Source organism: Allostigmatella hybrida (assembly GCF_020103775.1).
Lineage (GTDB): Bacteria > Myxococcota > Myxococcia > Myxococcales > Myxococcaceae > Hyalangium > Hyalangium aurantiaca.
Window position 1 is genome coordinate 117625 of sequence record NZ_JAHXBH010000013.1, and the last position, 22948, is coordinate 140572.

General features: G+C 70.1%; 18 protein-coding genes. 8 read left to right on the forward strand and 10 right to left on the reverse strand.

The features are described from left to right. Window positions 1–58 precede the first annotated feature (58 nt). Complete coding sequence (locus KY661_RS20665) at window positions 59–1087, forward strand: serine/threonine protein kinase (RefSeq protein WP_225411851.1); 1029 nt, start codon at window positions 59–61, stop codon at window positions 1085–1087. 3 nt (window positions 1088–1090) lie between these two features. Here KY661_RS20665 and KY661_RS20670 read toward each other — a convergent pair whose 3' ends face one another. Together KY661_RS20670 and KY661_RS20675 are read right to left on the reverse strand one after the other, a co-directional pair. Next, the gene (locus KY661_RS20670) at window positions 1091–1450 is read right to left on the reverse strand and encodes a helix-turn-helix transcriptional regulator (protein ID WP_225411852.1); all 360 of its coding nucleotides are present in this window, start codon (window positions 1448–1450) and stop codon (window positions 1091–1093) included. Window positions 1451–1539: 89 nt separating this feature from the next. After that, window positions 1540–3276 (reverse strand): DEAD/DEAH box helicase, encoded by a 1737-nt coding sequence (locus KY661_RS20675; RefSeq protein WP_225411853.1) that lies wholly within the window; start codon window positions 3274–3276, stop codon window positions 1540–1542. A 117-nt stretch (window positions 3277–3393) separates the two neighbouring features. Here KY661_RS20675 and KY661_RS20680 point away from each other — a divergent pair, with 117 nt between their 5' ends. After that, a complete protein-coding gene (locus KY661_RS20680) occupies window positions 3394–4089 on the forward strand; it encodes a histidine phosphatase family protein (RefSeq protein WP_225411854.1) in 696 nt (231 codons plus the stop codon). Window positions 4090–4098: 9 nt separating this feature from the next. Here the strand turns inward: KY661_RS20680 and KY661_RS20685 are convergent, their stop codons facing one another. From KY661_RS20685 to KY661_RS20710, 5 genes are all read right to left on the reverse strand, one after another. Further along, window positions 4099–4557 carry a DUF6232 family protein gene (locus KY661_RS20685; RefSeq protein WP_263437226.1) on the reverse strand — a complete coding sequence of 153 codons (459 nt, stop codon included), beginning with the start codon at window positions 4555–4557 and terminating at the stop codon, window positions 4099–4101. Beyond that, window positions 4554–4952, reverse strand: coding sequence for a DNA-binding transcriptional response regulator (locus tag KY661_RS20695; protein WP_225411855.1), 399 nt, complete (start codon window positions 4950–4952; stop codon window positions 4554–4556). Before KY661_RS20695 ends, KY661_RS20685 begins: the two co-directional genes overlap by 4 nt. Beyond that, entirely contained in the window at window positions 4942–5478 is a 537-nt protein-coding gene (locus KY661_RS20700; protein ID WP_225411856.1) for an OmpA family protein, read from the reverse strand. The genes KY661_RS20695 and KY661_RS20700 overlap by 11 nt, the downstream gene beginning before the upstream one ends. An 87-nt stretch (window positions 5479–5565) precedes the next feature. Then, window positions 5566–6939, reverse strand: a complete 1374-nt coding sequence (locus KY661_RS20705) for a sigma-54-dependent transcriptional regulator (RefSeq protein ID WP_225411857.1) — start codon at window positions 6937–6939, stop codon at window positions 5566–5568. Then, window positions 6905–9046 (reverse strand): sensor histidine kinase, encoded by a 2142-nt coding sequence (locus KY661_RS20710; RefSeq protein WP_225411858.1) that lies wholly within the window; start codon window positions 9044–9046, stop codon window positions 6905–6907. Before KY661_RS20710 ends, KY661_RS20705 begins: the two co-directional genes overlap by 35 nt. 167 nt (window positions 9047–9213) lie before the next feature. On the opposite strand from KY661_RS20710, the gene KY661_RS20715 reads away from it, so the two are divergent. Continuing rightward, window positions 9214–10629, forward strand: coding sequence for a B12-binding domain-containing radical SAM protein (locus KY661_RS20715; protein WP_225411859.1), 1416 nt, complete (start codon window positions 9214–9216; stop codon window positions 10627–10629). Here the strand turns inward: KY661_RS20715 and KY661_RS20720 are convergent. The 3 genes from KY661_RS20720 to KY661_RS20730 form a co-directional block, all read right to left on the reverse strand. Next, the gene (locus KY661_RS20720) at window positions 10606–14928 is read right to left on the reverse strand and encodes an AAA family ATPase (protein ID WP_225411860.1); all 4323 of its coding nucleotides are present in this window, start codon (window positions 14926–14928) and stop codon (window positions 10606–10608) included. The genes KY661_RS20715 and KY661_RS20720 overlap by 24 nt on opposite strands. A 4-nt stretch (window positions 14929–14932) precedes the next feature. Further along, window positions 14933–15334, reverse strand: a complete 402-nt coding sequence (locus KY661_RS20725) for a hypothetical protein (RefSeq protein ID WP_225411861.1) — start codon at window positions 15332–15334, stop codon at window positions 14933–14935. A gap of 147 nt (window positions 15335–15481) precedes the next feature. Next, the gene (locus KY661_RS20730) at window positions 15482–16009 is read right to left on the reverse strand and encodes an SLOG cluster 4 domain-containing protein (protein ID WP_225411862.1); all 528 of its coding nucleotides are present in this window, start codon (window positions 16007–16009) and stop codon (window positions 15482–15484) included. 452 nt (window positions 16010–16461) lie between these two features. Between KY661_RS20730 and hisC the strand changes: the two genes are divergently transcribed. The 5 genes from hisC to KY661_RS20755 all read left to right on the forward strand — a co-directional run bounded on the left by hisC (window position 16462) and on the right by KY661_RS20755 (window position 22947). Beyond that, complete coding sequence (gene hisC / locus KY661_RS20735; protein WP_225411863.1) at window positions 16462–17523, forward strand: histidinol-phosphate transaminase; 1062 nt, start codon at window positions 16462–16464, stop codon at window positions 17521–17523. Between the two features lie 63 nt (window positions 17524–17586). Then, the gene (locus tag KY661_RS20740; protein WP_225411864.1) at window positions 17587–18567 is read left to right on the forward strand and encodes an alpha-ketoacid dehydrogenase subunit beta; all 981 of its coding nucleotides are present in this window, start codon (window positions 17587–17589) and stop codon (window positions 18565–18567) included. Between the two features lie 25 nt (window positions 18568–18592). Continuing rightward, window positions 18593–19642 carry a thiamine pyrophosphate-dependent dehydrogenase E1 component subunit alpha gene (locus KY661_RS20745; protein WP_225411865.1) on the forward strand — a complete coding sequence of 350 codons (1050 nt, stop codon included), beginning with the start codon at window positions 18593–18595 and terminating at the stop codon, window positions 19640–19642. Window positions 19643–19646: 4 nt separating this feature from the next. Then, the gene (locus tag KY661_RS20750; RefSeq protein WP_225411866.1) at window positions 19647–21629 is read left to right on the forward strand and encodes a LeuD/DmdB family oxidoreductase small subunit; all 1983 of its coding nucleotides are present in this window, start codon (window positions 19647–19649) and stop codon (window positions 21627–21629) included. Window positions 21630–21642: 13 nt separating this feature from the next. Further along, window positions 21643–22947 (forward strand): LeuA family protein, encoded by a 1305-nt coding sequence (locus tag KY661_RS20755; RefSeq protein WP_225411867.1) that lies wholly within the window; start codon window positions 21643–21645, stop codon window positions 22945–22947. The last annotated feature ends 1 nt before the right edge of the window (window position 22948 follow it).

Here is a 22948-nt window from a genome sequence, read left to right on the forward strand (position 1 = left end):
GATAGTAGCCCTTGGACCGCACAAACCGCGGGACATGCCCTCCTTCCCGGACGCCTCCATGACCGATGCCAAGACGCCGCCCAACGAACGGATCCAGTTCGTCCTCGGCGACATCACCTACGAGACCGTTCGTCCCCTGGAGCAGCGGGAGAATGGGGAGGTGATCTTCCTGGCGGAGCGCCGCCTCCGTCATGGCCCCTCGGACCCCGTCACCATCAAGCGAATGAAGGCTCCGGCCTCCTTCGAGCGCCGCCTGCGGCTCATCCAGGAGGTGGAGCTCGCCTTCCGGCTGAGCCATCCGGCCATCGCTCCGGTCCACCACCTGATGCTCCGGGATGGGATGCCCCACGTCATCGAGGAGTATGTCGAGGGCCCCTCCCTGGACACGGTCATCCACCTGGCCGCCGCGCGCGAGAAGCCCGTCTCCCTCCCCTTCGCCCTGTATGTCGCCGCGGAGGCCGCCGACGCCCTCCACCACGCCCATACCCGCCGGGGCGAGGACCATCAGCCGCTGGGCATCGTCCACCGCGACGTGAGCCCCCGGAACATCCGCATGGACCGGAACGGGGACGTGAAGGTGATGAACTTCGGGGCCGCCTACTCCCACCTGGTGGGCCGCGAGGAGACCCCTGGCCTCCTGCTCAAGGACGATGTGGCATATGCCTCGCCCGAGTATCTGCACCGTCGGCCCATGGATGGCCGTTCGGACCTTTTCTCCTTGGGCTTGGTGCTGCTGCAGTTGCTGACGAACCGGCGCCTCTTCGAGCTGGAGGACGCCCAGGCTCCCGCCCAGAACAGCCGAGCCGAGGACACCCTTTCGACGCCCCTGCTGCAGATGATGACGTTCATCAATCGCGAGGGCACTGACGACCTGGAGCGCGCCGCCGGGCACCTGCCCGAGGCGCTCCGGGCCATTCTGCACCGGGCGCTTCAGCTTCAGCCCGCCGGCCGCTACGCCTCCGCCTCCGAGATGCACGATGAGTTGAGAGCCGTGCTCAGGGCGAACGCACAGCCCTTCGGCCGGTTCGAGGCCAGCGAAGAGCTGGCCCTCATGATGGCAGAGGCTGCCCCTCCGCAGGACGCTTGAGGATTACCGCAGCAGCACCTGGGCCACGGTCACCAGGGCATCGAGCTTGTCCTCGTCCATCTTGCGTGCGAGCCCCAGAAGCTGACGCACCCGGGGCAGCTCCGTTTCTGAGCGAGGCCCCCGTGCCTGACGGCTCCCCCGCTCGGCTTCCGCGATCCCCAGCAGCTCGTCCGCGGAGATGTGCAGCACGGCGCACATTCTCAGGAGCGTCTGGACGCTGGGCAGCATCTTCCCCCGCTCCAGGCGGCTGTAGACCATGTGCGCGATGCCCAGCTTTTCGGCCACCTCCGCCTGGGTGAGCCCCAGGTGCGTCCGGGCATCACGGGCGGCACTTCCAATTCGGCTCGCCAGCTCTTCGTTCATCGGTAAGGGGTACCCCTCCTGAGAGGTCTACCCCTTCTATCTTCTTCGGGTTTAACCGTGAAACGCAAGAAGAGCGCTCTGGAGCCCCGTTACCCGCGGTCCCTGCGAACGGTGATCTTCCGGCCCCTCAACGTGGCCTGGCGCAGGGCGGTGACGATCTCGTTCGCGTGCGCCTCCGGGACTTCCACGAGCGAGAAGGTGTCGGCGATCTGGATGGCGCCGATCTGCGAGGACTCCAGCCCCGCCTCCCCGGCGATGGCCCCCACCAGATCCGCCGGGCGGATGCCCAGGCGCCGGCCCGCGCCGATGTACAGCCGCGTGATGTCCCAGTCGGGCGAGGTTCCACGCTTGGGCGGGCCCTTCTCTGCCGAACGGGGCCGGTCCGCGGGCGCCTCTCCCTTGCCCTTCCGCTCGGGGGGCGCGCCCTTCGAGGGCTTGTCGGTCCGGCTCCGCTTCTCCGTGGGCGGCGCCACCAAGGGGATCTCCTCCTCGGCCTGGGAGTGGCCTGCGTCCCGGGCCTCCTGCAGCAACTTCACCGCCGCGGCGGCCACCTCCATCACGTCGAACTCGGCGGCCAGCCCCTCCACCAGTCCCCGGAAGGAGTCGAGCCCGCCCGCCTCCAGCGCCTCCCGGAGCGAGGCCCGGGTGAGCTCCAGCCGCTTGGCGCGCAGGTCCGCCACGGTGGGCACCGTGGCCACCTCGATGCGCTGGCCCGTGAGCTTCTCGATGTTGCGCAGGAGCCGGTGCTCCCGGGGCTCCACGAGCGTGATGGCCACGCCCTCCCGGCCGGCCCGGCCCGTGCGGCCGATGCGGTGCACGTACGCCTCGGGCGCATTGGGCACGTCGAAGTTCACCACGTGGGACAGCCTGGAGATGTCCAGGCCCCGCGCCGCCACGTCCGTGGCCACCAGCAAGTCCGCCGAGTGGGACTTCAGCTGCTTGATGACCCGGTCGCGCTGTTCCTGGCTCATGCCGCCGTGGAGTGCGAGGGCCCTCCAGCCGTGGCCGTTGAGCGAGAGGGTCAGCTCGTCCACCTCGGTCCGGGTGCGGCAGAAGACGATGGCCGCCGTGGGCGCCTCCACGTCGAGCACCCGGCTCAGGGTGGGCACCTTGAAGGGCCTCTGGACGATGTAGGCCGTCTGCCTCACGCGCGGCAGCTCGCCCGACTCCACCTTCTCGCGGGCGATGCGCACGCGCACCGGCTCGCGCAGGTGGCGCTCGGCGATGCTCGCGATGCGCGGGGGCAGCGTCGCGGAGAAGAGCGCCGTCTGCCGCTTCGCCGGCGTGGCGGACAGGATGGCCTCGAGGTCCTCGGCGAAGCCCATGTCGAGCATCTCGTCCGCCTCGTCGAGCACCACGACGCGCACCTGCTCCAGCTTGAGCGTCTTGCGCTGGAGGTGGTCCAACGCCCGGCCCGGGGTCGCCACCACCACGTCCACCCCGCGCTTGAGCGCCCGGAGCTGCTGGCTGATCACCTGGCCGCCGTACAGCGGCACCACGCTGATGCCGAGCTTCTGGCCGTAGCGGTGAATGGCCTCGGCCACCTGCATGGCCAGCTCCCGCGTGGGCACCAGCACCAGCGCCGAGGCGGTGAACGGGGCGTGCGCCCCCGGGGTGATCTGCTGAAGGAGCGGAAGCGAGAAGGCCGCCGTCTTTCCCGTGCCCGTCGCGGCGATTCCCAGCAGGTCCTTGCCCTCGAGCAGGGGGGGGAGCGCGGCGCGCTGGATGGGCGTGGGCTCTTCGTACCCCAGGGCGCTCAGCGCCTCGACGAGGGGGGGCACCAGGCCCAGCGACTCAAACGTGGTATTGGCGGAGGTTTCTTTCACGGTGAAGGGGCTTGTAGCACCGTCGCTGCCTCCTGGGGATTGAAGTCACACCTGCCTGCTTCGCTCTGCCGGCTCCCCTTCCTTTCGGAGCAGGCGGTATTGTCGAGAATTGCCCCCATGACGCGCATCTACCTCGTCCGCCACGGCCAGGCTTCCTTCGGAACCGGCCACTATGACCGGCTCTCCCCCCTGGGCGAGCGCCAGGCCCTCCTGCTCGGCCAGCACCTGCGGCGCATTGGCTTTCGCGCCGATACCTGGCTCAGCGGATCCCTGGACCGGCAGCGCTCCACGCTCGCTGCGATGCTCCAGGGACTGGAGGGCGGTTCCCCCGCCGAGGCCCACGAGGGCTTCAACGAGTATGACCACGAGGCCATCCTGGGCGCCTACCTGCCCCGGGTGATGGCGGACCGGGGGCTCACCCAGGAGACGCTCGCCCCCCTGCTCGGAGAAAACCGCCAGTTCCAGGGCCTCTTCACGCAGGTGATGCAGCACTGGGTGGACGGCACCCCGCATGAGCAGCCCGCGTTCGAGACGTGGCATGCCTTCCAGGCCCGCGTCCAGGCCGGTCTGGAGCGGCTGGCCCGCTCCGGCCACGAGCGCATCGTCGCCGTCAGCTCTGGAGGCCCCATCTCCCTCGCCGTGCAGGTGGCGCTGGGCCTGTCCCTGGAGAAGACCCTGGCGCTCAACTGGAGCATCTACAACGCCTCGGTCACCGAGCTGAGGGTGCGCCGGGATGGCCTGGCGCTGGCTGGCTTCAACAACGTGACCCACCTGGAGCTGGCCGGTGAGCCGGGCCTGCTCACGTACCGCTGAAGGCCTCGCTCAGGACCGTGGACGCGCCACCCGGAGCGCCTCGGTCACGCCTTGCGCGAGCCGTGAGATGTGCTCGGGGTCCCGGCTGAGGAGGACCCGCCGCGCGCTGCCCCGTGTCCGCAAGACCAGCCAGTACTGGTCCTGCGCCAGGAGCAGGCCCGCGATGGAGCCGAAGGCCACCACCGCCATGCACCCCAGGGCCGCCTCGTAGATGCCCTGGCCGAGCGCATCGCGGGCCACCATGGCGGTCATGATGGCGGGAAGCCCCAGCACCATGCTCGCGCCCAGGAGGATCAGGAGCGGCACCACCCGGGGCGACTGGTGGATGGCCTCCACGCGCAGCACCTCCCTCAGAGGCCAGGCCCGGCCCCCCGCGACCAGCCGCTCGGTGGTCACCAGCACCCCGTCCTCCTGGAACAGCGTGTTCTCGGCCTGGGAGGCCGCTGGGCTTGGGCTGGCGCCGCTCATGGCCTTTCCCCCGCCCCGCCCGAGAGCCCCACGAGCACCATGCGCCGCAGCTCCTCCATGGGCTGCCCCAGGGCGAAACAGCCGTGGGCCCCCAGCCGCAACGCGAGCTGCGTCAGCCGCTCATCGGCGAACGGCAGCAGGATGAAGATGGGCGCAGGGCTGAAGGTGTCCTGGGCGCATTGCAGGGCGCTCAGGATGTTGCCGCCCCGCTGCACCATCACCAGCACCGCCTTGGGCCGCTCCCCGCGCGCGTCTTCCGTGCGCACGGTGATGCCCGCTTCCCCGAGCACATCCGACAGGAGCGAGACGAGCGAGCCGTCGGCCCCCAGCAGCAGGACCTGGGCGGGACGTGGAGTGTCCTCCTTCCGGGCCACCTCGCAAGCGTCAGCGCGCATCCAGCCTCGCCTGGGCCACCGAGAAGTTGAACTCGCTGCGGCGATTCCGGGACCAGACGTCTTCACCGCTCCCCTGCGCCGCCGGGCTCTCCTCGCCGTAGGAGACCACCGTGATGGCGTTGCGCCCCACGCCGAGCTTCACCAGGTAGTCCTTCGCCATCGCCGCCCGGCGCTGCCCCAGGGCCAGGTTGTACTCCGTGGTGCCCAGCTCACAGGTGTGCCCGGAGATCGTCACCTGGGCCCCAGGCCGCCGCCGCAAGGCCTCGGCGAGCCGGTCCAGCGTGTCCCGCGACTCGGGCCGCAACGTGGTGGAGTCCAGCTCGTAATAGATGGGGCCGAACGTCAGCGACGACAGCCCGGCGTCCTCGCCGGAAACGGACGGTTTGGGGGGCACCGGCGCAGGCGGCGGGGGGGGTGACACCCGGCCCGAGAGGCCCTCGTTGGAGGAGACCGTGGCCACGGACTTCGTGGCACACGCACTCGCGCCGAGCGCGAGCACGATGCAGGGAAGCAGGAAAGAGCGCATGCGTCCCTCTCAAGCAACCTCCATGCCCATCCGTCTTCCCTCGGAAGGCTCCTCCAGGGCGCCCCCGCTCCGGGGTATCCCGCCAGTCTATCGTGGCGGATTGCCACTTCCCTTCTCGCGATCCCGGCGGTGGATGGTCGAGACGTCGATGCCGAGCAGCTCCGCCGCGCGCGTCTTGTTGCCGCCACAGCGGGCCACCACCCAGGCGATGTACTCGCCCTCCAGCCGGCGCAGCGGCCACAGGGAGTCCTGGGCCAGCACGAGCGGGTGGGCCTCGGGCTCCATCTCGGGGGCGTGCAGCTTGAGGTCCGCCAGCTCCACCGTCTCCCGCGGCACGAGCACCACCAGCCGCTCCACCAGGTTCTCCAGCTCGCGGACGTTGCCGGGCCAGGGCATGCCCCCCAGCGCGGCGATCACCTCCGGGGAGAAGCCCGTCACCTTCGAGCGGGGATTGCGCGCCCGGGACCGGGCGATGAAGTGCTCGGCCAGCAGGGGAATGTCCTCCCGCCGCTCGCGCAGGGTGGGCAGCCGCAGGGTGACGACGTTGAGCCGGTAGAAGAGATCCGCCCGGAACTTGCCCTCCTTCACCCGGGCCTCCAGCTCCTGGTGCGTGGCGGCCACGATGCGCACATCCACCGTGCGGCTGGCGTCCGCGCCCACCGCCCGCACCTCGCCGTCCTCCAGCACCCGGAGCAGCTTGGCCTGAAGCTCGGCGGGCATGTCGCCAATCTCGTCCAGGAAGAGCGTTCCCTTATCGGCCTCGACGAAGAGGCCCCGCCGGGCCGTGGTAGCCCCCGTGAACGCCCCCTTCACGTGGCCGAAGAGCTCGCTCTCCAGCAGCGCCGGGGGCAGCGCCGTGCAGTTGACGGCCACGAACGGCGCGGAGGCCCGCTCGCCCTCGGTGTGCAGCGCGCGCGCCACCAGCTCCTTGCCGCAGCCGCTCTCGCCTCGAATCAGCACCGAGGCCTCCGAGTGGGCCACCCGCTCGATGAGCTCGTACAGGCTTCGCATGGGGGCGCTGTGGCCCACCAGGGCTCCCAGCCCCGTGCGACCTGCCACTTGGCGCAGGGTGCGGTTCTCCCGGCGCAGCCGCCGGTCCTCCAGCGCCCGGCGCAGGTAGATGAGCACCTCGTCCAGCCGGAAGGGCTTGGTGAAGTAGTGCCAGGCCCCCCGCTTCATCGCCTCCACGGCGTTCTCCACGCCCCCGAAGGCCGTCATCAGCAACACGGGCACCTCGGGGTCCACCGCCTGCACGGCGGCCAGCACGTCGAAGCCGTCCACCTCCTCCATCCGCAAGTCGCTCAGGACGGCGTCGAACGGGCCCGAGCGGAAGAGCCGGATGGCCTCCGCCCCGCTCGTGGCGAGCTCCACCGCGTAGCCTTCGTCCGTGAGGGGCTCCTGCAACATCCGCCCCATCTCCAGATGGTCATCCACCACCAGGATGCGTGCCTGGGTTGACATGCCGCTCCTCTCCGATTGCCGGCCCGGCCACGGGCCACAGCAACGTGAAACAGGTTCCCTGGCCCGGCTCGCTCTCCAGCTCCAAGCGGCCCCCGTGGTTGCGGACAATCTGCGCGACGATCGCCAGGCCGAGCCCCGTGCCCTGGCCCCGCTTCTTCGTCGTGAAGAACGGATCAAACACCTGGTTGCGGCTCTCTGCGGGGATGCCGCACCCATCGTCCCGCACCGACAGCGTCACGAAGCCCCACGCCCCCGCCGGGGAGCCATCCGGAGCCGCCGCGGACAGCTGCACCCTCCCGCCCGCGCTGCAGGCGTCGCACGCGTTGAGGACCAGGTTCACCAGGGCCTGCTGGAGCTGATCGGGATCCGCGGCCAGCAGGGGCAGCCCCTCGGGCACGTCCAGCGCCAGCACCACCTGCCGCCGCTCCGCCTCCAGGCGCAGCAGCTCATACACGTCGCGCAGGAGCCTGCTCAGGGCCACGGGCCGCGCCACCGCCGGTTGCAGCCGCGAGAAGTCCAGGAGCTGGCGGATGGTCCGGCTCACCTGGTCAATCTGATCGACGATGACGCCCACGCCCGCCGCCTGGGGATGCGCGGCGCCGAGCTTGCCGAGCACATACTCGGCGCGGCCCCGCACCACGCCCAGCGGCGTGCCAATCTCGTGGGCGATGCCCGCGGCGAGCACCCCCACCGTGGCGAGCTTCTCGGCGCGCAGCAGCTGGGTCTCCAGGGCCCGGACGTTGCTCAAATCCTCGATGACCAGCAGCGTGCGGACCTCGGGATCCCTCGCCTCCAGCGGCACGGCGTGAAGGTTGTACTGCCCTTCCTCGCCGAACAGCGTGAGCGGCTCGCCCAGCAGGCTGCGCACCCGCGACTCGCCCGCGGCGGCCTCCACGAGCGCCGTCAGCCGGGCCACCACCGGCTCCGGCGCCTGCGGAAACGTGGAGGCCAGCGGGGAGCCAATCGCGTCCGGGGGCAGCCGGGCCCGCAGCGGCTGGTTCACCGCGCTCACCCGGCCCTCGGCGGTGAGCGCCAGCACCCCGGTGGGAATGTGGTCGAGGATCTTCTGCGTCTTGTCATGCAGGTGCGCGAGCCGGTCCGCGTGCCGGCGGCTCTCCCGCAGCGCCACCGCGCGGCGCTGGGCCACCACGACGTAGACGCCAAAGGCGACCAGAAAGAGCGCGACCAGCAGCGCCGCCAGCGACAGCCGCAGCACGAGCCCCCGCTCATGCGAGCGCAGCGCGGCCGTGGACACCAAGGTGGCCGCCGACCAGTGACTGCCCCCCTTGAGAGGAATGGGCGTGAAGGCCGCCACCGCCTCAGCGGTGCCCAGCCCGAGCCGGAACGCTTCCTGCTCCCCCAGCAAGAGCGTGCCCCGCTCCCCCTTCCTCATTTTCTCAGCAAGCGAGGCATACAGGGTCATGGGCCCGGTGTCCCCCGCCACCCGCTGGTACCAGTCCGCCAGCACCGGATCACTCGCGGGGCTGGGGCGGCCGTGGGCGCCGATGAGCAGCAGGCGCGCCTCGGAATCCGAGGTGACGATCCGCAAGGGGAGAAAGAAGGACTCCATGTCCACCAGCACCGCCACCACGCCCCCGGGGCCCCCTTCATCCCGGGGGATGGCGGTGGCCAGGACGCGCAGCCAGGCGCCCCCCGCCTCTTCGAGCGGCGGGGAGCTGGTGATGTCGCCCGGCAGGCTCTGGAGCGCCAGGGGCACCAGCTCCGCCATCCGGGGAAAGAGCTGCCCCTGGGCCACCCGGGGCTCCGCGCGCCGGTCCACCAGGCGCAGCCGCTCCGTGCCTTGCGCGTCGTAGACCGCGATGGCCTTGAACTGCCCGACGACCTCCAGCAGCGCCCGCAGCTCCCGGCGGTGCTCCTCCAGCGGGCCCGGCTGGGAGAGCAGCTCTCCGGCGAAGTTCAGGTCCTCGCCAATCTGCTCCAGTGAGTCCGTCACGCCCCGGGTCGCCTCGGTGAGCTGCGCCTGGCGATCCACAGTGAATTGCCGAACCAGCTCGGCCCGGTTATGCCGGATGACCGTGAGGACGCCTGCTCCCACGCTTGCCAGCGCCACGCACAACAGAAGGATGGGAATCAGCGTGTGACGCATGGCGGTCCATCCAGCCCTTAGCAACCTGCGTACCCGGATGCTCCCGGAAGCCCCCCCGCCCTAGACCCTTCTGAACCCTGGCACTTTGCCACACCCGTCCTGGCATTCCGCCAGGGACGGGGGCCGCATCTTTTTGCCACCCGTGAAACATCCTTCATTGTCCTCCAATGCGGATCGCCATCATCGCGACGTACACCCACCCCACCCGGCGGCGCGTCAAAGAGCCGTCCATCATGCAATCGGCCGTGCCGGAGCTCATCGCGGGCCTGTGCCCTCCCGGCGCGGAGATCGAGCTCTTCAACGAGAAGGAGCAGGACATCCCGCTCGACCGGCATTGGGATCTCGTCTTCTTCTCCTATCTGCACTCCTACTACGAGCACACGAAGGTGCTCTCCACGCTCTTCCGCCAGCGCGGCATGGTGACGGTGGCGGGAGGCCGCCACGCGGGCCACTTCGCCGATGACGCGGAGCAGTATTTCGATGCCGTCATCACCGGCGAGCCGGAGCCCAACGTGCCGGCGCTCCTCCGGGACTTCGAGAAGGGAACGCTCCAGAAGCGCTACAGCCTGCCCTCCTCGGGCCCGGACGCCATCCAGCCGTACCGGTATGATCTCATCGACTTCAAGAACAACCGGGTGCGCCTTGCAGGCATCGAGGCCTCGCGCGGCTGTCCCTTCCGCTGCAACTTCTGCGTGCTCACCGGCCACGAGCGCTACCGCTACCGGGCCATTCCTCAGGTCATCGAGGAGATCCGCACGAAGATGACGTGGAACAAGAACTTCTTCGGGGCGATGGACAACGTCTTCATCTTCCTGGACAACAACCTGGGCGGCTCGCCCAAGTACCTGCGCGAGCTGTGCGAGGCGCTCATCCCCTTGAAGAAGATCTGGGGCTGCGCGCTCACCTTCAACATCCTCAAGGATGAGTCGCTCGTGCGGCTGATGGCCCAGGCCGGGTGCCGCTACATCTACACCGGCATGGAGTCGCTCAACCCCGAGTCGCTCAAGGCCATGAACAAGGGCCAGAACAAGCTGAGCGAGGTGGACGCCATCATCCGGCGCACCTTCTCGCACGGCATCGTCCTGTCCTTCGGCCTCATCGTCGGCTCGGACGGGGACACCAACGAGTACCTGGAGCGGCTCCCCGAGTACCTCTCGGATCTGAAGTACTTCGCGGTGACGTTCCTGGGCATCGTCTGCCCCTACCCGGAGACGCCCTTCTTCCGTGAGGTGCAGTCCGAGGGCCGCCTGCTGCCAGGCAGCATCAGCCGGGACTACGACGGCTATACCCTGTGCCACCGGCCGAAGAACCTCCACCCCTCCGAGGTGGTGGAGCACTTCACCCGGCTGTGCGACACGCTGGGCACGCTGCCCAACATCGTCCGGCACTACGGCGCCTGGCTGATGCGCAGCGACATGCCGCGCTACCGCAGCACCCTGTTCTTCTCCGGGCCGGAGATCCTCAGCATCCGCAACCCCGTGAAGAACAAGGAGCGCCGCTACATCGCCGGCATGGACTCCCTCGAGGACTGGGACGCCCAGCAGATGAAGGCCCTGGGGCTACAGCCCCAACGGCTCAGCTGAGCGCTCCGAGGAGGCCGGGAGCGCCGGACGGGGACGGGGCAGGCTGGGGGTATCCGCCTGCTCCAGCCGCTCCACCCGGCGCAGCTCGGCCCGGGCGCCAATGGCGGTGAAGATCTCCCGCGCGCGAGCGAGCAGCTCCGCGCGGCGGTGCGGCAGGGCCACCGCCGCATCGAAGCACGCCACGCCCGTCTCCCACCGGTTGGGGCCCTTCTCCAGGAGGTCGAGGGCCTGCTGGAAGGCAGGCTCGGCGGCGGCCACGCCCTTGCGCAGCCGCAACGCGCGGGCCGTCACCCGCTGGGCGGGGCCCCGCATATAAGGATACAGCCGCGAGATGGCCCGCGCCTTGAAGCCGCCCAGCCGGACAATCCGCAGCAGCTTCGCGCGGGGCACCGACGTGGCGCCCTCCTCCAGGGCGAAGAGCGCCGCCTCCACCGCGTCCACCAGGCCGATCTGCAGGAACGGCACGAGCACCTGGTAGCTCCAGACGGTCTCGAAGGCCCGCACGGCCATCTGGGCTGACTCCTCCACCATGTGCTCGCGCACGGCGAGCTGGGCCAGGTGGTTGAGGCTCGCGCACTGGTTGGCCAGGTCCTTCACCTCGATGCTGATGCGCAGCCCCTTCTCCATCTCCGCGCTCAGCGCCTCCACCTCGCCCTCGCCCCGCAGGTACTGGCAGAACGGCACCCACGCGTGGGCCCACCCCTGGTGCATCAGCGCGTTGAGCTCCGAGCCCAGCTCGCCCATCTGCCGGAACACCTGCTCGGCGGTCTCGAAGCGCGAGGCGAAGAAGTGGCTGGTGGCCAGGATCATCATCGCGGTCTGGACTTCCCACCGCTCGCCCACCTGGCGCAGCACGCCCACGGCCTCTTCCTGCAGCTTCACCGCCTGATCCAGCTCGTTGCGGAAGAGCGCGTTGGTGCCCACGCGGCTCAGGGCGATGCCTTCGGCCACCGCGTCGCGCGACTGCCGGCCGTGCTCCAGGGCCCGGTCCAGGTAGCGCGTGGAGCGCCCCAGCAGCCCTGCGCCGAAGAGCATGGTGCCGTAGTAGCCGCTGGCCTGGCTCAGGCCGTAGTCCGAGTGCAGGCGCTCGGCCATGTTGATGGCCACCAGCGTCGCCCAGGAGAGCTTCGCCAGGTCCGCGAAGTAGTAGATGCGGATGAGCGAGATGAGCGTGTTGAGCTGCTTGATGTAGAGCGGCAGGCGCTGCTGCGGCACGGGCCGGATGAGCCACGGGAACGCCTGACTCAGCACGTGCATGCTGAACTGCACCCCGGTGCGCAGCGCCAGCCCCACCTTGGTGTGCGGGGCGCCCTTGCCCAGCAGCTTCAGCGCGTGCTCCAGCTCGGGGATGGCCCGGCTGGAGTCCCCCTTCTCCTGGAAGGCGCGCCCCAGCCCGATGTGGATGTCCGCGCGCCGGTCATCCCGCGTCTCGTCGAACAGGCACTGCTCGAACATCTGGATGGCGGAGGCGTACTGGCCCGCCTGCAGGAGCGTCTCGGCCAGCTCCACCATGATCTGCCGCGTGTGCAGCAGCATCTCCTCCCGCTCGCCCGTCTCGGAGGTGAAGAACAAGTCCAGGGCGCGGTTGTAGTGGTGGATGGCCTCCTCGTTCGCGTACTGCCGCTTGGCGGCGCGCGCGGCGGCCAGCGTGTACTCCAGGCCCTTCTTCTCGTCGTTCCCCGCCAGGTAGTGGTAGGCGAGGATGCCCGCGGGCTTGACGGGGTTGTCCGCCGCCTTCTGCTCCAGGTATCGCGCCAGCCGCCGGTGCAGATCCTCCCGCTGCCGCACGAGCAGCGTGTTGTAGGCCACGTCGCGGATGACGATGTGCTTGAAGAGGCAGGTGTAGGGCTCCTCCACCTCCAGGAGAATCATCCCCAGGTGGGTGAGCGCCTTCATCGCCCGCTTCGCCTCGTCCAGATCGATGGCGCCCGGCAGGAGCGCGTGCACGGCATCCAGCGAGAAGATGCGCCCGATGACGGAGGCGACCTTCACGATGAGCCGCTCCATGTCCGGCAGCAGATCGATGCGGTTGAGCACCACGTCCTGGATGGAGTCCGGAATCCGGATGTCCTGGAGCGCCCGGCGCAGCACCCGCTTGCCGTCCGGCCCTTCCTCCAGGTGCCCCTCCTCCACCAGCCCCTCCACCAGCGACTCGATGAAGAACGGGTTGCCCTGGACCTTGGCCTGCAGCAGGCTCTCCAGCGCCAGGTTGGGGGGCTCCAGCTTCAGGTGGAGCCGCAGCAGCTCGCGCGTGTCCTCCTCGCTCAGGTGCGACAAGTCCACCCGGCGCAGGCTGTCCAGGGACTGCAACGCGCGCAGCGCCTCGCTCGGCCGCATCGTGACCAGCACCGTGAGGCGCAAGGGCCCCAGCCGGGTGGCCACGTACTCGATGAGATCCAGCGAGATGCGGTCCGCCCAGTGCAGATCCTCGAAGAACAGGAGCAGCGGGGTGAGCTGCGTGCGCCGGTCCAGCAGCTGGTGGATGATGTGGAAGACCTGCTGGTTCTTCTGCCGCGCGTCCAGCGCCGCCGTCCGCTCGTCCTCCATCACGGACAGGCCCATGATGCCCGCCAGCACGGGAATCCACTCGGGCCCCACGCCCTCCAGCTCCTGGAACTCGCGCTCGACGTGGGCGAGCTGCTCCGAGGGCTCGTCCACCCCGTGGAGCTGGAAGAGCTGCAGCAGCACCTCCTTCCAGGGGAAGAAGGGGGTGAACATCTCGTACGAGTAGCAGATGCCGTACAGCGTGCGCGCGCCCAGCGCCTCGGCCTCGTCCACGAGCCGGCTGGACAGGCGGGACTTGCCGATCCCCGCCTCGCCCGAGACGATGCAGACGCGCCCCGCCCCGGCGATAGACTCCTCCACCGCCTTGAGCAGCAGCTCCATCTCGGAGCGGCGGCCGACGATCTCGCCCTTGCCCTTGAGCAGCAGGCTGCGCACCTGCCGCGACGCGGGCTGGAGCTGGTAGGCCGGCACCGGGCGGGGAATCCCCCGCAGCGCCAGATCCCCCACGTGCGTGGTGACAAACTCCCGCTGGAGCTTCCGCTCCGTCTGCGCATCCAGCAGGACGCCGGACTCGTGCACCGAGGCCATCAGCCGGGCGGAGAGGTTCACCACCTCGCCCAGGGCCCAGAAGCCCTTGCGGGACGGGGCCCCCATCTCGCCCCAGTAGGCATGCCCGGTGGCGATGCCCACGCGCAGCGCCTCGATGAACGGGAAGGCCACCTGCGCCTTCAGGAGCTTGGAGGCGAAGTGGCAGGCCAAAAGCTCCTTGTTCTCCTGTGCCGTCGGCGCCCCGAAGACGATGTAGAGGACGTTGCCCTTGTCCGTGAAGTCCGTCATGAGCAGCACGCCGCCGTGCAGGCTGCTCTCGCGCTGGGCGAACGTGAAGAACGCGTTCAGCTCGCGCACGAACTCCGTGGCCTCGTCATGCGAGCGCCGCGTCCCCACGCGCACGAAGACACAGGTGAGCTCGCGGAAGTCCGCGCTGAAGCCCTGGTGCGCGCTGATGGCCGTGCGCTGCAGCTCCGGGTGCATCATCCGCGCCCGGGGCCCCAGCATCAGCGCGCTGCCCACCGACAGGTTCCGGGGAGGCTGCGTGGCGATGGCCGACGAGGGAACGAACTGGAAGGAGCCCCCGCGCGCCTCCCCGAGCAGGCCCGGCGGCAGCAGGGCGCTGGCCTCCTGGCTGAGGAATACCTCGCCGCCCCGGGACTTCTTCTCCGCGGCCACGGCCTGCTCCATCGGCTGGCCAATGAGGGCCGGGTGCAGCCACTGCTCGGACTCCCCGAGCGTGACGCGGTGGCACTCGCCAAAGCCCACGCCCACGCGCGAGGACAGGGTGAAGTGCTTGCCCAGCAGCTCCACGCTGCCAAAGCTGGCCAGCTTCCGCTGCACGAAGGCCCCGCAGAGCGCTGCGCGGCGCACCACGTCCTCGTCCCGCTCGGCGCGCTCCGGCTCGAAGAGCGCCAGCACCGAGTCCCCAGCGAACTGGTAGATGTCACCGCCGAAGTCCCGGATGCCCTCCACCACCGCGGAGAAGTAGCTGGACAGGAGCCGCTGGAGCGCGTCGATGCCCCGCGGGCCGGCGCTGCTCAGCGAGAGCACGATGGGCGTGAAGCCCGCGATGTCCAGCAGGAGGCTCGCCCCCCGCACCGGCTCCACGGGCGGAGGCGGCGCCCCGCCCCCCTGGGCCAGCTTCCGGACGATCGCCGCCGGCACATAGGGCGCCAGCGACGCCAGGGTCATCCGCTCGCTGGCGGGCCGCAGGGCCTGGCCGGTGTCCATGCCCAGGCTCATACACTCACGCCAGCGTGGAGTAACGCAGCCAGAGCGCCATGAAGACCACCGCGGCCCAAAACAACGTTTCGATGGTCTCCGTCATGGGCTGGATGCGCCGGAGGGCGCCCCACACGTGGACGGCCACCATCAGCCCGGCCGTCAGGGCCACGAGGTCGAACAGCTTCAGGTTGCTCTTCGGCTCCGGGATGCCTTGGGCCACGACGATGATGATCGCCAGGGACACCGCCCCCAGGCAACGGCCGAAGTAGACCGTCAGGTCCTTGCCCTCCTCGGGCAGTTTCCACCTGAACACGCGCGCCCACGTCAACGGAATGAACAGCAGCGGGAGCGCCACCACCACCAGGAAGAAGCTGGTGGCGAAGACGAGAAACCAACTGGCCAGCGGATAGTCTGAGCTGATCATGGCGCGGCCCAGAACCAGGGTGGCGAGATGCCACCTCCGAGGCGCTGGAGCGGAAATGTCCGCTCTCTATCATATCAGGCCCCGTTCCCTACCGCCCACCTGGGAGGTTCTCCGCGAGCCTCCCCGCCTGGGGCGCCCGGGGCCACCCTAGCGCATCGCGCCCAGCAGCCAGTCACAAACCCGCTCCAAGGAGGGGGCCCGCTCGAACCCTTCCGGAAATCTCCGGAACTCCCGCGCCTCGCCGAACAGGATGGTGGGCCGGCGGTAGCGCGCCGCCAGCACCGCCTCGGCCCGCGTTCCCTCCCCGCCCGGCAGCACGACGAGCGCCTGGGCGGACAGGACATTGAGGTGGTTGCGGCTCGACAGCGCCTGGCCCTGTTTGCCGCTCAGCGGCAAGTGAGTGAAGAGGGGCAGCTCGATGCCCGGGTTGGGATAGCCCGGCCGGGGCCGGTAGCCCCGGGCGGTGACCTTGCCGGGGACGATGCCGATGGAGATGCCCGTGCGCCCCGCCACGGCGACGAACGCCTCCGCCGCGGCCCGCATCACCCCGTGGCCCGCACCGGTGAGCAAGTCATACCCATGCTCGGCGATCCACCTCGCGAGCGGCACCACCCGATCCCGGTGCGCCGCGGTGCCCGAGCCCATCACGCCGATGACCCTTCTGCGCTGGAACATGCCCCTGCCTGGCCAAACGAATGTCGGACATCCCCTTTACCTTGTTCCGCATCCGTCGGGAGGTGGAGCGATGTTCGAGACTGGTGCGCAGCAAGCGTGGAGCGTCGCGGAGCGCGGTTCCAGCGGTTCACCTCGGGACTCCTCCGCCCCCCCTGGGTCACGCGTGTTTCAGGTGGGTTCAGAGGACCCCAGTACCAACGACTCTTTGCCGGAGCACTTCGGCGGCCGGTGCTGTCCTCAAGCCAGAGCGGTGGCGTGCTCCTGTGCCTTCCTCTGGGTCTGTACGCACCATGGAGAACAGCACATCGGCACACACGATTGACGCATTCGGCCAGCGCGCGGGCCAGGGGGGCCCCCGCCTTCCTGGCTGTTCTTCCCTTCCAAGAATGACTTGAACAAAGGTTTGTTTGGATGAGAATTCCAAACAGTGCCCTCCGCGTCCTGGGAGCTCCATGAAGCCTGTTCTTCTTCCCCCGCTGGACGTTCCCCTCACCCTGGAGTTGGCCTCGAACGAGAACCCCCTCGGGCCCTCGCGCCGCGCCAGCAAAGCCATCCAGGACGCACTGCTGCGCATCAACCGCTATCCAGAGCGGGACTGCTTCGCCACCGAGGAGCGCCTGGCGCGCCTGCACAAGCTCACCCCGTCGCACGTGGTGCTGGGGCCGGGCTCCTTCGGCGTGCTGCGGCTGCTGGTGGAGGCGTGCATGCCCGCGGGCAGCGAGGCCATCCACGCCGAGCCCAGCTACCCCATGTACCGCGCGTTGATTCACAAGGTAGGCGGCCGGCCCATCGCGGTACCCCTCACCGCGGATCACCGCCATGATCTGACGGCCATGGGCCAGGCCATCGGGCCTGCCACGCGGCTCGTCATCATCTGCAACCCGAACAACCCCACGGGGCGGCCGGTGTCGCGCGAGGAGCTCAATGCCTTCATGGATCAAGTCCCTCCCCACGTCATGGTCGTCATCGACGAGGCCTATTACGAGTATGCCGAGGGGCCGGGGCTGCCCAACGGCATCGACTGGATCCGCAAGGGGCACAACCTGGTGGTGCTGCGCACCTTCTCGAAGGTGCACGGCCTCGCGGGGCTGCGCATCGGCTATGGCATTGCGCAGCCCCAGGTGGCCGCCATGCTGCGCCAGTTGAGGGATCCGTTCGCGGTCAGCTCCCTGGCGCAGGTGGCCGCGCAGGCGGCGCTCGATGACCGGACGCACGTGGCCGCCGTGCGCGTGCTCAACGAGCAGGTCCGCTCGGAGCTGTGCGCCGCACTGGATCGCGAGGGGCTGCACTACATCCCCTCGGTCACCAACTTCGTGATGATTCAGTGCGGGGGCGATGACGTGTCGCTGGTGGAGCGGCTCGCGGAGCAGGGCGTCCGGGTGCGCCCGGGCACCGAGTACGGCATGCGCGGCTGGCTGCGCGTGACCGTGGGGACGTCCGAGCAGACGCAGCGCTTCCTCTCCACCCTGCTCTCCTGCCTCGACTGGTCGCTGGTGCGCGCGTCCTGTCCATGACTGAACGGCGGCTGCGACCGGAGGGCCCTTGCCGCCTCGCCGCGCGGTAAGCTGACGCAGCCGATGCCCCTTCTGAGCCTCGTCCAAGCCGTGAACGATGCGCTCAAGCTGGAGATGCGGCGCAACCCCGACCTCGTCGTGCTGGGCGAGGACGTGGGGCGCCTGGGTGGCGTCTTCCGCGCCACCGCGGGCTTGCAGGAGGAGTTCGGTCCCGGGCGCGTCGTGGACACCCCGCTGTCCGAGGGCGGCATCATCGGCGCCGCCATTGGCATGGCGCTCTACGGGCTGAAGCCCGTGCCGGAGATCCAGTTCGCCGACTTCCTGTTCCCCGCCATGGATCAGCTCGTCAATGAGCTGGCGAAGCTGCGCTACCGCTCGGGCGGGCAGTACGCCGCGCCCATGGTCATCCGCGCACCCTATGGCGGCACCGGCAAGGGCGGGCTCTACCACTCGCAGAGCCCCGAGGCGCTCTTCATCCACACCGCGGGCCTGAAGGTGGTGGTGCCCTCCAGCCCGTATGACGCCAAGGGGCTGCTGCTCGCGGCGCTCCGCCAGCCGGACCCCATCCTCTTCTTCGAGCCCAAGCGCCTCTACCGCTCGCAGCGGCAGGAGGTGCCCGAGGGCGACTACACCGTGGAGCTTGGCAAGGCCCAGGTGCTCCGCCCCGGACACGCGCTCACCGTCATCGCCTGGGGGGCCATGATCCACGAGGCGGAGGCAGCCACCGCGCAGGCCCTGGCCCAGGGCATCGACTGCGAGCTCATCGATCTGCGGACGCTCTGGCCGCTGGACATCGCGTGTGTGCAGGAGAGTGTCCGCAAGACGGGCCGCGCCCTCATCGTGCACGAGGCGCCCCGGACGTGTGGCCTGGGCGCGGAGCTGGTGGCGTTGATTCAGGAGCGCTGCTTTCTGTCGCTCGAAGCCCCCGTGCGGCGCGTCACCGGCTGGGACACCCCCTTTCCCTACGCCCTGGAGCAGGACTACCTCCCCCGCGCCCCCCGCATCCTCCAAGGCATCCAGGAGACCGTGGCCTTCCAGGCCTGAGGTCCCCTCGCGCCCGGAGCCTCTCATGACGCCCTTCGAGCCCCGCGAACTCACCGAAGCCCAGCTCGTCACGGTGTACCGGGCCATGATCCAGAGCCGGTTGCTGGACGAGCGCATGGTGTCCCTGCAGCGGCAGGGACGCATCTCCTTCTACGGTACGGGCATCGGCCAGGAGGCCACGTGCATCGCGAGCGCCTTCGCGCTGCGGCCCTCGGACTGGCTCTTCCCGGGGCTCCGGGAGAACGCGGCCATGCTGCTGCGGGGCTACCCACTGGTGCCCTACCTCGCGCAGCTCTTCGGCAACGCGGGAGACGAGGCGAAGGGCCGGCAGATGCCCGCCCACCAGTCCTCGCGCCGGGTGAATCAGGTGAGCTGGTCCTCGTGCATCGGCACGCAGCTGCCCCAGGCGGTGGGCGCGGCCTGGGCGGCCCGGAGCAAGGGGCATGACACGGTGGTGCTGGCCTGCCTCGGCGATGGGGCGACCTCCACGGGCGACTTCCACTCCGCGATGAACTTCGCCGGCGTGCTCCAGGCCCCCGTCATCTTCCTCTGCCAGAACAACCACTGGTCCATCTCCCTGCACGTCTCCCAGCAGACGCGCAGCGAGACCCTTGCCCTCAAGGCCTCCGCCTACGGCTTCCCGGGCGTGCGCGTGGATGGCAATGACGCGGAGGCCGTGTATGCCACCACGGCCACGGCGGTGGCCCGCGCCCGGGCGGGTCAGGGGCCCACGTTCATCGAGGCGCTCACTTACCGGGTGAGCGCGCACTCATCGTCGGACGATCCCACGCTCTACCAGGACCCCCAGGAGGTCCAGGCCTGGAAGGCGAAGGACCCGATCGAGCGGCTCCGGGCCCGCCTCATCGAGCGCCAGGCGTGGGACGCGGCCCGGGACGAGGCCCTGCGTGGCGAGCTGCTCTCGGAGCTTCACGCGGCCCTGAGCGAGGCGGAAGCCCTGCCCCCGGTGCCGCCGGAGTCCCTCTTCGACGATGTCTACGCGGAAGAGCCCTGGCACCTCGCCGAGCAGCGAGAGGAACTCCGGCGGGCCCTGCGCGGCTCCCGGAGTGAGGGCTAGGGCCATGCACCAGGCGCCCCACCGTCCCCCGATGACGCTCACCCAGAAGATCCTCGCGCACCATGCGCGGGGGCTGTCCCGGCCCTGGGTGCAGGCGGGCGACATCCTCCAGCTCCGGGTGGACTGGACGCTGGCCAGCGAGCTGGCCTGGAACGGCATGGAGCGGACCTACCAGCGGCTGGGCCGCCCGGGGGTTCATGATCCGGACCGCTTCTTCCTCGCGGTGGACCACACGGTGGACGAGGTGACGCTGCGCACGGATGCGAAGGCCCAGCGGCTCACCGCCCAGGCCCGCGCGTTCGCCCAGGAGGCGGGACTGCGGCACTTCCAGGACGCCAACGTCACCATCCTGCACACGAAGTTCTACCGGGAGCTGGTCCAGCCGGGCCAGGTGGTGCTCGGCGCCGACTCCCATACCTCCTCGCACGGCGGCCTGGGCGCGTTCTCCATCGGCCTGGGGGGCGCGGACGTCACGGCGGCCCTGGTGCTGGGCCAATCCTGGCTCGAAGTCCCCGAGGCCATCGCCGTCGAATACGAGGGCGCGCCCGCCTTCGGCATCGGCGGCAAGGACATCATCCTGAAGACGCTGGGGGACCTGGGCCGCAACACCGTGGCCCTGGAGCGCAGCGTGGAGTACCGGGGCTCCGCCGTGCGCGCCTTCTCCACGGACATGCGCTTCACCATCGCCAACATGACGGCGGAGTTCGGCGGGCTCAACGGCATCTTCGAGGCGGACGAGACGGCGGCCCGCTGGCTCTCCCAGCGCAGCAGGCACAAGGACGAGGCGCTCTACTTCCAGGCCGACCCGGATGCGCCCTACGTGGCGCGGCACCGCATCCACTTGGACCGGCTGGGGCCGCTGCTGGCCAAGCCCTTCTCCCCCGACAACGTGATGGAGGTGGAGGGGGCGGTGGGCATGGCGCTGGATGGCTGCTTCATCGGCGCCTGCACCACCTCGGAGGAGGAGCTGGTGCTGGCCGCGCTCGTCCTCGAACAGGCCCTCCAGGGCCGCTCGCCGCTGCCTGTCTCCCCCCGGAAGCTGATGGTGCCGGGAGATCTCTCCATCGCCGCGCGCCTGCGCCAAACCGGGCTCTGGGCCGTCTACGAGCGGGCCGGCTTCCGCACGGGCGCGCCCGGCTGCTCCATGTGCCTGGGCGTCGCCTCCGAGAAGGCCCGGCCCGGCGAGGTGTGGTTGACCTCGCAGAACCGCAACTACGAGAACCGCATGGGGGCAGGCTCGCTGGCGTGGCTGGCCTCGGCAGCCACCGTGGCGGCCTCCTCGGTGACGATGGCGGTGGCCGATCCCCGTCCCCTCCTGGCGCGCATCGATCGCGGCCGGTTCCTTCAGCTCCTGGGACGCCCGGACCCGTCCCGTCCCATCGAGGTGCGCCTCACCGAGCCCGCCGTGGCCGTGGAGAACGCCCTGGCGCCGGCGTCCTCACCGTCCTCACAGGGGCGCACGCGGCTCGCGGGCCGGGTGCAGCGGTTCGGCGACCACGTGGACACGGACGCCATCATCCCCGGCGAGTTCTGCCACCTCATGGACATGGAGGAGATTGGCCGCCATGCCTTCCACCACGTCCGGCCGGAGTTCCACGCGCGGGCGCAGGCGGGCCAGACGCTGGTGGTGGCCGGCGAGGGCTGGGGCTCGGGCAGCTCCCGCGAGCACGCGGTGTGGGCGCTCCAGGGCGCGGGCATCCAGGCCGTCATCGCGCGCAGCTATGGCTTCATCCACAAGCGAAACCTCGTCAACGAGGGGCTCCCCTACCTCGTGGTGAAGGCGCCCGCGTTCCACGCGCTCGTGGAGGAAGACGCGGCGCTGGAGGTGGACCTCGCGGCCGGCACCGTGCGCCACCTGGCCTCGGGGCAGACCTTCGAGGCGGAGCGGCCCAGCGCCATCGTGCAGGCGCTGCACCAAGAAGGCGGGCTCACCGCGGCCATCGAGCGGCACGGCCCCCGGGTCTTCGAGGCCCTGAGCACGCAGTGAATCGAGAGCCACCATGAGCGGACCGTCCACCCCTTCCAGCCCTCGCGCTCCGGCCCCGGATGGCAGCCCTCCGGCGTCTCCGGAGTCGCTCATCTACGACTGGAACCAGGCCGAGGCGGCCCCCCGTCCCCCGCAGCCCTTCGGGCTGATCGACGAGACGCTGCGCGACGGCATCCAGTCGCCCTCCGCGACCCACCCCTCCCTGGAGGACAAGCTGGAGCTGCTGGAGCTCATCCAGGCCATCGGCGTGGACTCGGTGAACCTCGGCATGCCCTGCTCCAGCCCCCGGGCCCTGGCGGACGCCGTGGCGATGAGCCGCCACATCCAGGCACGGCGGCTGACCCTCACCCCCGCCGTGGCGGCGCGCACGGTGCTCGGCGATGTCGAGAAGGCCTTGGACGTGGTCCAGCAGGGCGGCATGCCGGTGGTGCTCTACGTCTTCATCGGCGCCTCGACGCTCCGGCAGTGGGCCGAGGGGTGGAACCTGGACTTCCTGGCCAAGGCCTCCGCCAGCGCCATCAGCCTCGCGGTGCGCGAGGGCCTGGAGGTCGCCTTCGTCACGGAGGACACGAGCCGCGCGTCCCCCGAGATCCTAGACCCGCTCTTCCGCACGGCCCTGGGCCACGGGGCCCGCCGGCTCGTGCTCTGCGACACCGTGGGGCATGCCACCCCGGCGGGGGCCCGGGCGCTGGTGCGGTGGACCCGGCGGCTCATCGCCAGCACGGGCGTGCCGGGCCAGGTGGAGTGGCACGGCCACAATGACCGGGGGCTGAGCCTGGACAACGCCCTGGCGGCGCTGAGCGCGGGGGCGGACCGGCTCCAGGCCTGCGGGCTGGGCGTGGGCGAGCGCGTGGGCAACACCGCCATGGACGTGCTGCTGCTCAACCTCAAGCTGCTGGGCTGGTACGAGCACGACTTGTCCCGGCTGGCCGACTACACGCGCAAGGTCTCCGAGGCCTTGCGCATCCCCATCCCCTTCAACCACCCCCTCTCCGGCCGGGATGCCTTCCGCACCGGCACGGGCGTCCACGCCTCCGCCATCATCAAGGCCCTGGGGCGGGACGATGGCCGGCTCGCCGACCACCTCTACTCCAGCATCCCCGCCCGGGAGTTCGGCCGCGAGCAGCGCATCGAGGTGGGCTTCATGAGCGGGCTGAGCAACGTGCGCTTCTGGCTCGAGTCGCGCGGGCTGCCCTCGGACGAGCCGCTCTGCCAGGAGCTGCTCGCCTGGGCCAAGGGCCGCGACAGCCTCCCCCGCGAGGAGGAGATTCTCCAGGCGGTGGACGCCTGCCACTACCGGAAGCAGACCGCCGGGTAGC